Consider the following 15,498-nt stretch of genomic DNA (forward strand, 5'->3'; position numbering starts at 1 on the left):
AACGATGAGCAGTACTGCGGAAATCGAGAAGTCCACGACCCGCCACTCGGGCTCGGGTGCCAACCTGGCCATGGCGACAGCGGTGTTCGCGGTCGCGTTCTGGGCCTGGAACCTGATCGGACCGCTGTCGAAGACCTATTCGGAGCGGCTCGGTCTGTCGCCGACGCAGACGGCGGTCCTGGTGGCCTTCCCTGTACTGGTCGGGGCGGTGGGACGGATTCCGGTCGGGATTCTGACCGACCGGTACGGAGGGCGGCGGATGTTCACCGTCGTGGCCTTCGTCTCCGTCCTTCCCACCGCATTGGTCGGCCTCTCCTCCGATTCCTATGTCGCGCTCCTTGTCTGGGGGTTCTTCCTCGGCGTCGCGGGAACCGCGTTCGCGGTCGGCGTGCCGTTCGTGAGCGCCTGGCACCGGCCGGAACGTCGCGGGTTCGCCACCGGCGTGTACGGCGCGGGCATGGGCGGCACGGCGCTGTCGGCGCTGCTGACGCCGCGGTTGGCCGAATCGTTCGGGCTGCTGGAGACCCATCTGGCGATGTGCGCGGCGCTGGCGGTGACGGGGGCGATCGCGTGGCTGTTCATGAGGGACGCTCCGGAGTGGACGCCGAATCGTCAGCCGGCGGTGCCGCGGTTCCGGGCGGTGCTGAAACTCCGCGTGACCTGGCAGCTGTCACTGTTGTACGCACTCGCGTTCGGCGGTTTCGTGGCGTTCTCGACCTACCTGCCGACGATGCTGACCAGCGCATACGACTTCGCACAGACCGAGGCGGGCATGCGCGCCGCCGGGTTCTCGTTCGCTGCGGTCGTGGCCAGGCCGCTGGGCGGCATGCTGTCGGACCGGATCGGCCCGGTGAGAGTGTGCCTGGCGTCGTTCTTCGGCGCGATGGCGATGGCGGTGGTCCTCGCCTTCCACCCGCCGGCGGAGCTGCCGGCCGGGTTGTCGTTCGTGCTCATGGCGACCGCGCTGGGGCTGGGTACCGGAGGCGTGTTCGCGCTCTTGGCCGCCTTGGTCGAGCCGTCCCGCGTGGGCACGGTGACAGGGGTGGTCGGCGCCGCCGGCGGGCTGGGCGGCTACTTCCCGCCGCTGGTGATGGGCGTGGTGTACCAGGCCACCGGCGACTACATGCTCGGCCTGCTGCTGCTGGCGACGACGGCCCTGCTCGTCGGGATCTTCACGTTGAGGGTCTTTCGGGCCCGTTTCCAAAGCGCGTGATCCGCTCGCGACAGCCGATCGTCGAAGTCGTGCCTCAGCGCCCTGTGCATCGAGGACATTGGTCCCTGACTGCGGCAGTCCCCCGAGAGAAGACTTGGCCTCACAGACCAGTGAAAGGGTAAGAAGATGTCACAGGAGCAGAGCCGGGGTCGGATCGTTGTCGGAATCGACGGCGCGCCGTCGTCGGTCCGAGCACTGCAGTGGGCCCTGAAGCAGGCCGAGGCTACCGGTGCGGAGGTCGAGGCGGTGCATGCATGGCAGGTGCCGGCCTCCTTCGGGATGGCGGTTCCCACCACGATCGGTGAGGGATGGGCCGAGTCCGCCGAGGAGTCGCTGGAGAAGGTCCTCGCGCAGGACACCGACGGCTCGGTGCCCATCAAACGCTGGATCGTCGAAGGCTACCCCGCCAAAGTCTTGCTGGAGCGGTCCAAAGACGCCGGTCTCCTCGTGGTCGGCAACCGTGGACATGGCGGCCTCGTAGAGGCGCTGCTCGGCTCGGTGAGCCAGCACTGCATCCAGCACGCGACCTGCCCGGTGGTCGTGGTCCGTTGAGAGTGAAGCGATTCGCACGTGGCCGACGGTGGACGCCCGCCGTCGGTCCCGTCTTCGTCTGTTGAGGAGGACACGCATGAGGGTGGCAGTGTTCAGCACCAAGCCGTACGACGAGGAGTTCCTGCGGAAAGCGGGAGAGGGCGGCGTCCACGAGCTGAGGTTCCTGGAGCCGAGGCTCAACCGCGACACCGCCGCTCTGGCCGCCGGATGCGGGGCGGTGTGCGCGTTCGTCAACGACGACCTGGGCGCCGACGTCCTCGCCGCGTTGGCCGGGCAGGGCGTGCGGCTGATCGCACTGCGCTCGGCCGGGTTCAACCACGTGGACCTGCGCGCGGCGGCACGGCTCGGCCTGACCGTGGCCCGGGTCCCCGGCTACTCCCCGTATTCGGTGGCAGAGCACTGCGCGGCACTCGTCTTGGCGCTCAACCGGAAGATCCACCGCTCCTACAACCGGGTGCGGGAGCACAACTTCGCGCTCAACGGCCTGCTCGGCTTCGACCTGCACGGCCGCACCGTAGGCGTGGTCGGCACCGGCAAGATCGGCGTGTGCTTCACCCGGATCATGGTCGGCTTCGGCTGCCGCGTCCTCGCCTACGACCCCTACCCCAGCGAGTCGGCCCGCGCGGCCGGGGCCGAGTACACCTCGATGGAACGACTGCTCGCCGAGTCGCACATCGTGTCGCTGCACTGCCCGCTCACGCCCGAGACGTTCCACCTGATCGACCGCGAACAGATCGAGCGGATGCGCCCGGGCGTCATGCTGGTCAACACCAGCCGCGGCGCGCTGGTGGACACAGCCGCCGTCATCGACGGCCTCAAAAGCGGCCGGATCGGCTACCTCGGCCTGGACGTGTACGAGGAAGAGGCCGACCTGTTCTTCGAAGACCTCTCGGACCAGGTGCTCGGCGACGACGTCTTCGCCCGGCTCGGCACCTTCCCGAACGTGCTCATCACCGGACACCAGGCGTTCTTCACCGCCGAGGCCCTGGCGAACATCGCGGCGACCACGTTGGAGAACCTCACCGCGTTCGAGAGCGGCGAAGCAGGTCCGAACCTCATCGCGCTGGACGACGCCTAGTCTCATTCGGTCGCGCGAAGTCGCGGCCACCGATCTCGGTGGCCGCGACTTCGTCACGCCGGCCGGCGGTCAGGAACGGTTCACTCCCGTGAACTCCCACTCGGTGATCTGCGGGTGGTCCACGCCGTGGAGGCGGGTGTGGTCGCGGCATTCCAGGCGCATGTCGACCATGCGCTGGCGAAGCCCGGCGGCGGCCTGCCCCAGGCCCGGCACCCGGTCGATCACGTCGATGACGAGGGTGAACCGATCGAGCTCGTTGAGCATGACCATGTCGAACGGTGTGGTGGTCGTGCCCTCCTCCTTGTAGCCGCGAACGTGGAGGTTCTCGTGGCCGGCTCGCCGATAGGCGAGGCGGTGAATCAGCCACGGGTAGCCGTGGAAGGCGAAGATGACCGGCTTGTCGACGGTGAACAACGCGTCGAACTGTCCGTCGGGCAGCCCGTGCGGGTGCTCGCTGGGCGGCTGGAGCCGCATGAGGTCGACCACGTTCACCACGCGGACCCGGACCTGCGGCAGGTGCTCGCGGAGCAGGTCGGCCGCCGCCACGGTCTCCAGCGTGGGGACGTCGCCGGCGCAGGCCAGGACGACGTCGGGCTCGCCGCCCTCATCGCTGGAAGCCCACTCCCAGATGCCGATGCCGCGCTCGCAGTGGCGTGCCGCCGCCTCCATGTCCAGCCAGTTCGGCGCGGGCTGCTTGCCGGCGACGACGACGTTGACGTACTGCCGGCTGCGCAGGCAGTGGTCGGCGACCGACAGCAGCGTGTTCGCGTCCGGCGGCAGGTAGACCCGCACGACCTCGGCCTTCTTGTTGACGACGTGGTCGATGAAGCCGGGGTCCTGGTGGGAGAACCCGTTGTGGTCCTGCCTCCAGACGTGACTGGACAGCAGGTAGTTCAGCGAGGCGATCGGTCGACGCCACGGGATGCCGTTGGTCGTCTTGAGCCACTTCGCGTGCTGATTGAACATCGAGTCGATCAGGTGGATGAACGCCTCGTAGGAGGTGAACAGGCCGTGGCGGCCGGTCAGCAGGTAGCCTTCCAGCCAGCCTTGGCACAGGTGCTCGGAGAGCACCTCGAGGACGCGGCCTTCGGGACCGAGGTGGTCGTCGCCGGATTCGGTCCGGGCCATGAAGGCCCGGTCGGTGACCTCGAAGGCGCCGCCGAGCCGGTTGGACGCGACCTCGTCGGGGCCGAAGAGACGGAAGCGGTCGGGGTTCGCCGCGATGACGTCGCGGATCCAGGTCCCGAGGACGCGGGTCGGTTCGGCGGTCGAGCCGCCCGGCGCCGGCACGTCCACTCCGTACCCGCGGTAGTCCGGCAGGACCAGGTCGCGCAGCAATACGCCGCCGTTGGCGTGCGGATTCGCGCTCATGCGCCGCTCACCGGTCGGCGGGAGCGACCGCAGTTCGGCCACGGGGGCGCCGGTGGCGTCGAACAGCTCCTCGGGCTTGTAGGAGCGCAGCCACTCGTCGAGCGCGGCCAGTTGATCGGGGTGCTCCCGAACCGATGCCAGCGGCACCTGATGCGATCGCCAGGTGCCTTCGAGCGGAACACCACCCAGCTCGCGCGGCCCGGTCCAGCCTTTCGGGGTGCGCAGCACGATCATCGGCCATCGAGGACGGTCGCCGTCGCCGCCGGAGCGCGCCCGCCGCTGGATGTCGGCGATCTGGTCTAGGGCGCTGTCGAGCGTGGTCGCGAGCTGCCGGTGAATCGCGGCCGGGTCGTCGCCTTCGACCAGGTGCGGTTCGTAGCCGAAACCGCGCATCATCGACATCAGGTCGGATCGGGGAATGCGGTCGAGGACGGTCGGGTTCGCGATCTTGTAGCCGTTCAGGTGCAGGATCGGCAGGACCGCGCCGTCGCGGGCCGGGTTGAGGAAGACATTGGAGAGCCAGCTGGCGGCCAGCGGCCCGGTCTCCGCCTCGCCGTCGCCGATGACGCAGGCGACCAGGAGATCCGGGTTGTCGAATGCCGCGCCGTAGGCGTGCATGAGCGAGTAGCCCAGCTCGCCGCCCTCGTGGATGGACCCGGGGACCTCGGGCGCCACGTGGGAGGGGATACCGCCGGGAAAGGAGAACTGGCGGAACAGACGGCCCATGCCGGCCTCGTCCAGGCTCACCGAGGGATAGTGCTCGGAGTAGGTGCCCTCCAGCCAGGTGTTGGCCACCAGCGCCGGACCGCCGTGGCCTGGCCCGGTGATGTAGATTGTGCTCAGGTCGCGCTCGACGATGCACCGGTTCAGGTGCGCGTAGATCAGGTTCAGCCCGGGACTGGTGCCCCAGTGGCCGAGGAGGCGCGGCTTGACGTGCTCGGCCCGCAGCGGCTCGCGCAGGAGCGGGTTGTCGAGCAGATAGATCTGACCGACGGTGAGGTAGTTCGCGGCACGCCAATAGGCGTCGATCCAGCGCAACTGCGCGTCGGTGAGCGATTCGGGGAGCGTCTGCTTCATGTTCGTCCTTGCGGTTGGGTGGTCTCGGGACTACTTTCAGCGTCACCGCTTCGGCGCCCCGGAGGGAGGGCCGAAGGTCCCGTCCCGGCGGGCACAACGGCGAACCGCCGCATCGGACATCGGTCGGTGCCCTCGCATCGATACCATCGGTGTATGGCCTCCACGCCCGAACTCGGACCAAGCGGCTCCGACTTGCCGCACTCGCACCTGCCGGTCGATCAGCTGCTCGCAGAGCTGAGTTCCCGTATCGACGATATCGTGGTTGGCAGGGAGCGGCTTCGCGCGCTGTTGGACGCCGTCATCAGCATCGGCTCCGGCCTGGAGCTGGCCGCGGTCCTCGACCGGATCGTCGCCGCCGCCTGCAAACTCGTCGACGCCCGCTACGGCGCTCTCGGCGTCCTCGACGACTCCGGCGGCCTGGTCGACTTCCGCACCCACGGCCTGTCGGAGGAGGAGATCGCCGCGCTCGGTGAACCCCCGCGGGGACGGGGCATTCTCGGGCACATCATCGACCATCCCGCACCGCTGCGCCTGAAACGCCTCCAGGACCACCCCGACTCGGTCGGCTTCCCGCCGCATCACCCGCCGATGACGACGTTCCTGGGCGTGCCGATCCTCATCGGCGACAAGGCGTGGGGCAACCTGTACCTGACCGACAAGCGTGGCGGCGGCGAGTTCACCGAGGACGACATCGCCATGATCAAAGCCCTCGCCGTGTCCGCGGCCGTGGCGATCGACAATGCCCGGCTGTATGCCAAACTGGACGCCTCGCAGGTCGAACGCGAGCGCCTGGTGGTCTTCCGCGACCGCGACCGGATCAGTCGCGACCTGCACGACCTGGTCATCCAACGACTGTTCGCCACCGGGCTCCGACTCCAAGGAGCCCTGCACCTGATCGAGCAGCCCGAGGCGGTTACTCGCGTCAACGCCGCCGTCGACGAGATCGACAGCGCCATCGGGGACCTGCGGGCGGCGATCTTCAGCCTCCACACCGACGCCGAGACCGACCTGTCCACGACCGTGCGCGGACTGATCGGCGTGGTGCGCCACCAGCTCGGATTCTCCCCGAAAGTCCAATTCAACGGCCAGGTCGACAGTGCCGTGGACGAGGCGACCCGCATCGAGGCCCTGGCCGTCCTCCGCGAAGCGCTCAGCAACGCCGCCCGCCATGCGGCGGCGACGCACGTCGACGTCGAGCTGACCGTCGAGGACGGCATGCTCACCGTGCGCGTCGCCGACGACGGCCGCGGCATCCCCGAGCACGCGCAGCGCCGCGGCCTGGCCAATCTCGCCGCCCGAGCCGAGACCCTGGGAGGCGAGTTCAAGACCGAGGGGCGCGAGCCGAACGGCACCGTGCTCCAATGGAGCGTCCCTTTGGGGAATGCCTAGGCGAACAACCGGCTGGCCAGCACCGCCGCCTGCGTACGGCGTTTGAGGTCGAGTTTGGCGAGGATGTGCGTGACGTAGTTCTTCACGGTCTTCTCTGCCAGGTGCATCCGCTCGGCGATCTCCCGGTTGGACAGGCCCTGGCCGATGAGCTCGAGGACGTTCCGCTCCCGCTCGGTCAGCGCCTCGAGTTCCGGAGACTTCGGGGCGCCGTGCCGCAGCCGCTCCAGCACCGCACCGGTGACTCTCGGGTCGAGCAGCGAGGCGCCCGCGGCCACCTTGCGGACGGCGTCGACCAAGTCGTTGCCTCGGACCTGCTTGAGCAGGAATCCCGCGGCTCCCGCCTCGATGGCCGCGAACAAGATCTCATCGTCTTCGTAAGAGGTCAGCACCAGCACCGCGATCGAGTCGTCCGCCTGTTTGACCTCTCGGCAGACGTCGATGCCGCTGCCGTCCGGCAGCCGGGCGTCGACCACGACCACGTCGGGCCGGGCGGCCGGAATCCGCCGCAGCGCCTCCGCGACCAGGGCGGCTTCGCCGACAACTTCGATATCCCCGTCGCGTTCCAACATCTCGCACAGGCCCCTGCGGACGACCTCGTGGTCGTCCAGGAGGAACACGCGCGTATCAGGTGAGTTCATTCCTCCAGTATCGCCGCGATCGGTGCGAAGTCCACCGCCCTGGAGGTCCGCACCGACCGGGACCTTCGTCCCGACCTCCCGATCCGGGACCTATGACCCGGCCGTCGACGGCGTTCGGCACTGTCCCGCCAAGGCCCTCGCGGCGGATCGTGGTCTCAGGGCGCGGATCCGGTGAGATCCGCGGCCCGCACACCCCGCTTCGACGAGGAGTCAACATGACCGTTCAATCCCCCAGGCCGGCCGATGCGCTGGCCGCCGACGGCCGGATCGTCCGCATCCGGCCGGTCACCTCCGACGATGTCCCCGACCTGATCGCCATGCACGACGCCTGCACCGTGTCGGACCTGCGGCAGCGGTTCTTCGGCACCGGCCGCGGCGTCGTCGGCGTCGAGGTGGGACGCCTGGTCCACCTCAACACGGCCGGCAGCGGTCTGGCCGTGGTGGCCGTCGACGACGGAATCCCGATCGGCGCGGCTTCATTCGAGATCCTTCCCGACCGACCCGAGCGCGCCGAGTTCGGGCTCCTCGTCTGCGCCGCCCACCAGCACCGCGGCATCGGGACCCTGCTGCTCGAGCATCTCGCCCGCGCCGCGGTCGCCTCCGGCGTCAAGGAGCTGTCCGGGCAGGTCCTCGGCGGCAACATCGCCATGCTGCGCCTGGCAAGGAGCCTCGCTCCCGGTGTTCCGATGCCGTTCAGGGACGGCGTGGTCGACGTGGTCCTCTCGACCGATTTCGACCAAGCGTTCACTGAAGGCATCGAGCAGCGCGAACGAGCCGCCGAGCGCTTGTCGCTCCAGCCGCTGCTGGAGCCTCGTTCGGTGGCCGTGGTCGGCGCCAGCCGCTCCGGAACCGGAATCGGCCATGAGATCCTGCGGTCGATCGCCGACCACGACTTCAATGGACCGGTCTACCCGGTTAACTCCGCGGCCACCGAACTGGCCGGCATGACCGCGTATCCGTCGTTGGCGAGTCTGCCCGAACCGGTCGATCTCGTCATCATCGCGGTCCCGGCCCGAGCGGTCGCCGGTGTCGTCCACGAGGCCGGGACCGCCGGAGCGCGGGCCGCGGTCGTCGTCAGCTCCGGGTTCGCCGAGATCGGCGACGCGGAGGCGCAGGCCGAGCTGGTCCGCATTGCCCGGAACCACGACATGCGCCTGGTCGGCCCCAACTGCCTGGGCATCGTCAACACCGACGACTCGATCCGGCTGCAGGCGAGCTTCGCGGTCGACGCGCCGACTTCCGGCGGTCTGTGCCTGGCCTCCCAGTCCGGAGCCGTCGGCATCGCCGCGCTCGCCCACGCCAGCCGCACCGGCCTGGGCGTGCACTCGTTCGTCTCGCTGGGCAACAAGGCCGACGTCTCCGGCAACGACCTGCTCTCCTACTGGTACGACGATCCGCAGTGCAAGGCGGTGGCCCTGTACCTGGAGTCGTTCGGAAACCCGCGTAAGTTCGCGCGCGTGGCACGTGCGGTGGCCAGGCGCAAGCCGGTCCTGGCCGTCAAGGGCGGCCGCAGCGACTCGGGCCGCCGCGCCGGGCTTTCGCACACCGCCGCGGCCGCTTCCCCGGACGTCGCCGTCGACAGCCTGTTCGCGCAGGCCGGCGTCATCCGCACCGACTCTCTGGAGGCGATGCTGGACACCGCTCGAGTACTGGTCGACCAGCCGTTGCCCGCGGGCCGGCGGATCGGCCTGGTCGGCAACGCCGGTGGTGTGAACGTCCTGGCCGCCGACGCCGCGGCGTCGAACGCGCTGACCGTGCCGACTCTGAGTAGGGAGACGTGCGACCGCCTGAACGCGTCCGTGGCGGGCGCGGCCGCGCTGGACAACCCGATCGACTTGGGCGCCGCGGCCTCCCCCAGGGCCTACCTTGAGGCGATCACGATGCTCGGGGCGTCCGGCGAGGTCGATGCGCTGGTCGTGGTCTTCGCCGCGACCCGGACCAACGACATCCCGGGGAACCTGGACGCGATGGCCGCGGCGCTCGACGCGCTGCCCGGCCTGCCGGTCGCGGTGGTCGTACTCGGTCTGGCCGAAGCACCGACCGCTCTCGGCGAGCGGCGCATTCCGGTGTTCGACTTCCCCGAGGACGCGGTTGCCGCGATGGGGCGGGCCGCCGAATACGCGGCCTGGCGAGAGCGACCCCTGGGCAAGCGCCCCGAGCCGGACGGTGTCGACCGCGACGCGGCCCGCGCGATCGTCGACCGGCTGCTCGAGCGGGGCGGGGGCTGGCAGTTGTCGGTCGACGCCGTCGAACTGCTGCGGTGCTACGGCATCCCGGTGGTGGCCACCGAGCGTGTCGAGTCCAAGCGGGAGGCGGTCGCGGCCGCCCGCGCCTTGGGCTATCCGGTGGCGCTCAAGGCCGACGATCCGCGCCTGATCCACAAGACCGACGCCGGAGCGGTCCGTCTGGGGCTCGGCCACGACGCCGAAGTGCGCTCGTCGTTCCGGGACGTCGCCGCTCTGACCGAGGGCGACGGCGGCGCGATCGTCGTGCAGCCCATGGTGGAGGCCCAGGTCGAGCTGGTGGCCGGGGTGACCCACGATCCGCTGTTCGGGTCTCTGGTCATGTTCGGCATCGGCGGCGTCCAAACCGACCTGCTGGGCGACAAGATCTTCCGGCTGCTGCCGCTGACCGATGTGGATGCCGAATCGATGTGGCGTTCGCTGAAGACCTCGAAATTGCTGACCGGTTTCCGCGGATCGGGGCCGGTCGACCTGGCCGGACTGACCGACCTGCTCGAGCGCCTGGGACGACTCGCCGAGGACTTCCCCCAGATCGCCGAGCTCGACCTGAACCCGATCATGGCCGGCCCCGAAGGAGTCCAGGCCGTCGACGTCAAGCTCCGTCTCGCGCACGTCGGCGTCGAACCCGACCCGGTCGCGAGAGTGATGCGCTGAGGCGGGGCCGCCTGCCTCGGGCGAATCCGTGCCGGTATCCGCCGGTATGCGGCAAACCGACCGTAATGCGGCCTTCCCCGAATCGCGGGGAAGGCCGCTGCCGTGGGGCGAGATGCGTAGTCGGCGCGTCGTCGGTATCCTGCCGGTGGTCGACAGCGCTAGCGCCGCGCGGCGCGCATGAGGGTCGTGAATCCCTCGGTCGTGAGGTCGAAGATCGGGGAGTCGTCTCCGAGCTTCGAGTCGCGGATCTGGAAGCCCTCGCCGTCGGCGCGGACCTCTACGCAGTTGCCGCCAGCGTTCGCTGACCGGCTGGACTTGCGCCACTCGGTCTTCATCGCAGGTATTCCTCCAGTTCTACTGATTGCCCGTCCCCGACGGTTTCGAACACCGCCTGGTACTGCGACACTACGTCACCTTCGACGTAGCGCCCGCCGTCGATGTCCTCGACATAGGCGAAGGGCCGAGCGCCGGTGCTGTCGGGAGGCGTCAGAATCGTAAACGAGCCGGACATGGCGGCGTGGAACCCGGTGATCACTCTGATCTCGACCCCCTTCATCGCGTCGACCTTGCGCAGGCGGGCGATCTGGGCGTCCCTCATCGCCGGACGCGCATCGAGGTAGGCGAGTGCCGCGAGCCCGATCAAGAAGCGCATCTTGGCGGGGCCTCTGCGGCCGAACACGATCTCCTGTCGGCGCGCGCGGAGCTTGCGGAGGGTCTCGGCGCGCTCGGGTTCGATGGGAGGCAGTGCTTCCTGGACGGTGCGGTGGTACTCGGGGGTCTGGAGCAGCCCGGGGATGTGCTCGAGTTGAATGTCCTGGATGAGACGCGCGGTCGCCTCGGTCTCGGTTATGACCCTCAAGTCAGGCGGGACGTTGGGACCCTCGAACAGCCCGTCCTGCTTCGCGGCGAGCGCCAGCGAGGACATGCGGCTCATCTCCTCGGGCGTGGCCCCGACCGCCTCCGCGATCGCCTTGATGCTGATCGGCTTCGGAGCGAACTTGCCCGACTCCCAACGGCGGTACGTACTCACATTGATCCCGAGTTCGGCGGCGACCTCGGAAGGAGTCTTCCCGGAAGCCTCACGGAGGCGGGTGAGCAGCACGCCCGAGGCGAGCTTGGCGATCGTAGGCGTCGGTGTACTCGGTGTAGCCATCCCCACAGTATGTGAATCGTCCGGACGTGAGGCAAGGTCCAACGCGGCAACGCAGACCGTGCAAAATGCCGCACATTTTCTGCAGCGGCTAGCCCCGCTCCACGGTCAGGAAGTGCGCCGAGCAGGAGATGCAGGGGTCGTAGTTGCGGATCGCCCGCTCGGCCTCGGCGGTCAGTTCCCCGTCCTCGAGGTCGAGCCAGTCCGCGGCCAGGGTCTTCAGGTCCGCTTCGATGGCAGGCTGGTTCTGCGCCGTGGGCGAGACGATCTGGGCCTGTTGGATCAGGCCGTTCTCGTCGAGCTTGTAGCGGTGGTAGAGGATGCCGCGGGGTGCCTCGGTCACCCCGTGGCCCTCGCCGGCCCGCGGCGGGACGTCGACCGCGGGGCGGCGGGGCGGTTCGTACTCTTCCAGGATTCGCATGGCCTCGTCGATCGCGTAGACCACCTCGATCGCGCGAACGATGATGCTCTGGAAGGGATTCACGCACCGCTCCCCCAGCCCCGCGGCCCGGGCCGCCTGGCGGGCCAGCGGCGACAGGTTCGCGTAGTTCAGCGAGTACCGTGCCAGCGGGCCGCTCAGATACCGGCGTCCCCGGAGGAATGCTTGCAGCGCCGTCGAATGCGGCACCTGGACGCTCTCGATGAAGTCGTTCCAGGCCGAGGCCGGGAACTCTTCTCTCGAGGCGGTGATCAAGTGGCCCCGTTCGATCGGGTACGTGTCCGGATGGGACATCGCCAGGAGCTCGTGCCCGCAGTCGTAGTCCGGGAAGTCGAGGGTCGAGGTCCACTCGACGGTCTTGAGAGCCTGGTCAAGAGCCGGCCGGAGCATGCTCTTCAGGTGTTCGAGTTCTTCGGGGGTCGGGAGGCGGTAGAAGCCGCCGAGCCTGACGTTGACCGGGTGGATCGCCCGGCCGCCCAGGATCTCCATGATGTCGTTGCCGACCTTCTTGAGGGCCAGGCCGGTCTCGACCAGCTCGCGGTTCGTCTTCGCCAGTTCGATCGCGTCCGGCAGGCCCAGGAAGTCCGGGGCGTGCAGGAGGTAGATGTGGAGCGCGTGGCTTTCGATCCACTCGCCGCAGTACAGGAGGCGGCGCAGCGCCCATATCGTCTCCGGAACCTGGACTCCGCAGGCGTCCTCGATGGCCTGGCAGCTCGACATCTGGTAGGCCACCGGGCAGATGCCGCAGATCCTGGCTGTGATGTCCGGCGGTTCGGTGTACTTGCGTCCGACCAGGAACGCCTCGAAGTAGCGCGGCGGCTCGTAGATGTTCAGCTCGGCCTCGGCCACCTCGCCGTCGACCACGCGCAGGCGCAGCGCCCCCTCGCCCTCGACTCGGGCCAGTTCGTCGACGGCGACCAGCCGGTCACTCGCACCCTTATGCGTCATCGTGGGCCCCTTCCAGGCGGTCTCCGGCCGCCGCCAGTTTCGGCGCGGCGGCGTTGTAGGTGCGCAGCATGCGCACGATGTCCGGGTCGGCCAGGCCGAGTCGGGACAGGACGGGGATGAGGGCCTCGGGCTGAGCCGAGTCGCTCGGTCCGAAGCAGCCGTAGCAGCCTCGGTTGTACGAGGGGCAGATCGCCCCGCAGCCCGCCTGCGTTATCGGGCCCAGGCACGGCTCCTTCCCTTCCACGAGGAGGCAGTTGACGCCTCGTTGCTTGCACTCGTTGCAGACCGCGCCCTTGGGAAGGTCGGGCCTGCGGCCCTTCAGGAGCGCCGAGAGCAGGCCGAGGAGTTGGCGCTTGTCGATCGGGCAGCCGCGCAGCTCGTAGTCCACGTCCACGTGTGCCGCGATCGGGGCGACCTGCTCCAGGGAGTGCAGGAACTCCGGGTGGGGGTAGATGATCCGCTGGAACTCGTCCAGGTCGGCGAAGTTGCGCAGGGCCTGGATGCCGCCGCTGGTGGCGCAGGCGCCGATGGCGACGAGGGTTCCGGTCTCCTCGCGGATCCGCTTGATGCGCTCGGCTTCCGCCGGGGTCGAGATCGAGCCTTCGACCAGGGAGACGTCGAACGGGCCCGGCAGGTCTTTGCGGGTGGCCTCTGGGAAGTGCTTGATCTGCACCGCGTCGGCGATCGCCAAGAGTTCGTCCTCGCAGTCGAGGAGGGTGAGTTGGCATCCGTCGCAGGAGGTGAACTTCCAGACGGCCAGCGTCGGCTTTCCCATCACAGCTCCTCTATGTCGAGCAGGTCGGCGACGGCGTCCCAGCGGCACACCGGGCCGCTGCGGCACAGCAGGTGCGGACCGAGCTGGCAGTGGCCGCACCAGCCGACGCCGCATTTCATGTTGCGTTCCAGGGAGACCTGGATGCGTTCGGGAGGCACGCCGCGCGCGGCCAGCGCGTCGGCGCAGACCTTGATCATGATCTCGGGCCCGCACAGGTACGCGGTGGTCCGTTCGGGGACGATCGCGGTCTCGGCGAGCGGGCCGGTGATGAGCCCGACTCGACCGGTCCATCCGGGGTCGGGCCGATCGAGGGTCACCGTGACGGCGGTGTCCCGGCGGCGGGCCCAGGCGTCGAGCTGGAGCGGGTACAGCAGGTCGGCATAGGAGCGGGCACCCGCGAGGAGGGTGACGTCGCCGAAGTGCTCGCGGCGGCCGAGCGCGGAGCGGATCAACGGGCGCAACGGGGCCAGGCCGATGCCTCCGGCGACGACGAGGAGGTCGCCGTCGAGCGCGGAGGCGAGTCTCCAGCCGTGGCCGTACGGGCCCCGGACGCCTATCTCGCTGCCGGCCTCGGACCGGCACAGTGCGGCCGAGACCGCCCCGACCTCGCGGATGGTCTGCACGAGCCGGCCGTCGTGCTGGTCGTCGGGGTCGCCGCTGATCGAGACCGGGATCTCGCCGATGCCCTCGGCGGAGAGCATCGTGAACTGACCCGGTCGGAACCGGGGCAGGGCGGTGCCGCGCCCCGGCAGCAGGGTCAAGGTGACGGTGTCGTGCGTTTCGCGACGGTGGTCGACCACGGTGTAGGCCGCTGGGACCATCGCCTCGGCCCGGGCCGGGCGGGCGGTCTCGCGCATCGCCTGGATCATCGCGTCCGCTCCTTCTCGGCGAGGGCTGCCGCCTCGGCGGTGATGTCGATGCCGGCGGGGCACCACGCGATGCAGCGACCGCAGCCGACGCAGCCTGAGGTGCCGAACTGGTCGTGCCAGGTCGACAGTTTGTGGCTCATCCATTGCCGGTACCGGGAGCCGACGGACTTCCGGACGGCGCCGCCGTGGATGTAGGAGAAGTCGGGGTCGAAGCAGGAGTCCCACCGCTGCCAGCGCTCGGCGTTGTCGCCTTCCAGGTCCGTGGCGTCCTCCACGGTGGTGCAGAAGCAGGTCGGGCAGACCATGGTGCAGTTGGCGCAGGCCAGGCAGCGGTTCGCCACCTGCTCCCAGTGTTCGGACCCGCGGGCCCGGTTGAGCAGTCCGCGCAGGTCGGTCTCGGGCATGGACCGGCCCATGCTTCCGGCCGCGTCGTCGACGGCCCGCCTGGCCTCGCGGATCTCGCCTCCGGTCGCGGTGCGGTGGGTGAGGCGGTCGAGGATCTCCTCGCCGGCGACCGACCCCGTGCCCAGCAGGAACCGGTGCCCGCCTTCGCCCTCCTGTTCGGTGAGGACGAGGTCGTAACCCCATTCGGCGGCGGGGCCGGTGCCGGTCGAGGCGCAGAAGCAGGTGTTCCCGGGTTCGACGCAGTTCACCGCCACTACGAAGATCTGGTCGCGGCGGGCCAGGTAGCGGTCGTCGGGATAGGGGGCGGCACCGAGGACGCCGTCGAGGATCGCGAGGGCGGCGAGGTCGCAGGGGCGAACGCCGATGAAGGCGAGGCGGCGGACCGGCTCGGGCGCATCGACGCGCTGGCGGGGCGGGTGGACGAACTGCTTCCACGACTGCGGTCCCGCCGAGTGGTTGAAGACGGCGCCGTCGGCGCGTTCCCGCAGGCGGTAGTGCCCGGCGCCGGTCTCGACGCCGATGCCGTCGGGGAGGTCGGCGCCGCCGGCCAGTTCGTCCAGGACGAGGGCGCCGTCGCGTTCGGTGGGGCCGACGACGGTGTAGCCGTCGGCTTGCAGCAGTTTGACGAGCTGGTCGAGCCCGGCTCGGTCGATGACCTCTGGGAGCGGGTGGTCGAAGAGCATGGTGCCGCCTCTTT

General features: G+C 69.4%; 13 protein-coding genes. 5 read left to right on the plus strand and 8 right to left on the minus strand.

The features are described 5' to 3' along the window. The first annotated feature begins 4 nt into the window (after positions 1-4). The 3 genes from JFB92_RS03355 to JFB92_RS03365 all read left to right on the plus strand — a co-directional run bounded on the left by JFB92_RS03355 (position 5) and on the right by JFB92_RS03365 (position 2,843). Complete coding sequence (locus JFB92_RS03355; RefSeq protein ID WP_199035034.1) at positions 5-1,213, plus strand: MFS transporter; 1,209 nt, start codon at positions 5-7, stop codon at positions 1,211-1,213. A 126-nt stretch (positions 1,214-1,339) separates the two neighbouring features. Continuing rightward, entirely contained in the window at positions 1,340-1,765 is a 426-nt protein-coding gene (locus JFB92_RS03360; RefSeq protein WP_199034898.1) for a universal stress protein, read from the plus strand. A 76-nt stretch (positions 1,766-1,841) separates the two neighbouring features. Next, positions 1,842-2,843, plus strand: a complete 1,002-nt coding sequence (locus JFB92_RS03365) for a 2-hydroxyacid dehydrogenase (protein WP_199034899.1) — start codon at positions 1,842-1,844, stop codon at positions 2,841-2,843. 69 nt (positions 2,844-2,912) lie between these two features. Here the strand turns inward: JFB92_RS03365 and JFB92_RS03370 are convergent, their stop codons facing one another. Further along, positions 2,913-5,291: a phosphoketolase family protein gene (locus JFB92_RS03370; protein WP_199034900.1), complete on the minus strand. Its 2,379-nt coding sequence runs from the start codon at positions 5,289-5,291 to the stop codon at positions 2,913-2,915. Positions 5,292-5,444: 153 nt separating this feature from the next. On the opposite strand from JFB92_RS03370, the gene JFB92_RS03375 reads away from it, so the two are divergent. After that, positions 5,445-6,680 (plus strand): GAF domain-containing sensor histidine kinase, encoded by a 1,236-nt coding sequence (locus JFB92_RS03375; protein WP_199034901.1) that lies wholly within the window; start codon positions 5,445-5,447, stop codon positions 6,678-6,680. On the opposite strand, the gene JFB92_RS03380 is transcribed toward JFB92_RS03375, so the two are convergent. Continuing rightward, the gene (locus tag JFB92_RS03380; protein WP_199034902.1) at positions 6,677-7,318 is read right to left on the minus strand and encodes a response regulator; all 642 of its coding nucleotides are present in this window, start codon (positions 7,316-7,318) and stop codon (positions 6,677-6,679) included. The two genes, JFB92_RS03375 and JFB92_RS03380, sit on opposite strands and share 4 nt — an antisense overlap. A gap of 215 nt (positions 7,319-7,533) precedes the next feature. Between JFB92_RS03380 and JFB92_RS03385 the strand changes: the two genes are divergently transcribed. Further along, the gene (locus JFB92_RS03385) at positions 7,534-10,215 is read left to right on the plus strand and encodes a bifunctional acetate--CoA ligase family protein/GNAT family N-acetyltransferase (RefSeq protein ID WP_199034905.1); all 2,682 of its coding nucleotides are present in this window, start codon (positions 7,534-7,536) and stop codon (positions 10,213-10,215) included. A 158-nt stretch (positions 10,216-10,373) separates the two neighbouring features. Here the strand turns inward: JFB92_RS03385 and JFB92_RS03390 are convergent, their stop codons facing one another. The 6 genes from JFB92_RS03390 to JFB92_RS03415 all read right to left on the minus strand — a co-directional run bounded on the left by JFB92_RS03390 (position 10,374) and on the right by JFB92_RS03415 (position 15,484). Then, the gene (locus JFB92_RS03390) at positions 10,374-10,550 is read right to left on the minus strand and encodes a DUF397 domain-containing protein (protein ID WP_199034906.1); all 177 of its coding nucleotides are present in this window, start codon (positions 10,548-10,550) and stop codon (positions 10,374-10,376) included. Beyond that, positions 10,547-11,368: a helix-turn-helix domain-containing protein gene (locus JFB92_RS03395; protein WP_199034908.1), complete on the minus strand. Its 822-nt coding sequence runs from the start codon at positions 11,366-11,368 to the stop codon at positions 10,547-10,549. The genes JFB92_RS03390 and JFB92_RS03395 overlap by 4 nt, the downstream gene beginning before the upstream one ends. A gap of 88 nt (positions 11,369-11,456) precedes the next feature. Next, entirely contained in the window at positions 11,457-12,752 is a 1,296-nt protein-coding gene (locus tag JFB92_RS03400) for a Ni/Fe hydrogenase subunit alpha (RefSeq protein ID WP_199034910.1), read from the minus strand. After that, positions 12,742-13,527 (minus strand): NADH-quinone oxidoreductase subunit B family protein, encoded by a 786-nt coding sequence (locus JFB92_RS03405; protein ID WP_199034912.1) that lies wholly within the window; start codon positions 13,525-13,527, stop codon positions 12,742-12,744. Before JFB92_RS03405 ends, JFB92_RS03400 begins: the two co-directional genes overlap by 11 nt. Continuing rightward, positions 13,527-14,396, minus strand: a complete 870-nt coding sequence (locus JFB92_RS03410; RefSeq protein WP_233162213.1) for an FAD/NAD(P)-binding protein — start codon at positions 14,394-14,396, stop codon at positions 13,527-13,529. The genes JFB92_RS03405 and JFB92_RS03410 overlap by 1 nt, the downstream gene beginning before the upstream one ends. Continuing rightward, positions 14,393-15,484: a 4Fe-4S dicluster domain-containing protein gene (locus tag JFB92_RS03415; RefSeq protein ID WP_199034914.1), complete on the minus strand. Its 1,092-nt coding sequence runs from the start codon at positions 15,482-15,484 to the stop codon at positions 14,393-14,395. Before JFB92_RS03415 ends, JFB92_RS03410 begins: the two co-directional genes overlap by 4 nt. Between the last annotated feature and the right edge of the window lie 14 nt (positions 15,485-15,498).

It is taken from the genome of Glycomyces salinus (assembly GCF_016428645.1).
In the GTDB taxonomy this organism is placed as follows: Bacteria; Actinomycetota; Actinomycetes; order Mycobacteriales; family Micromonosporaceae; genus Glycomyces; species Glycomyces salinus.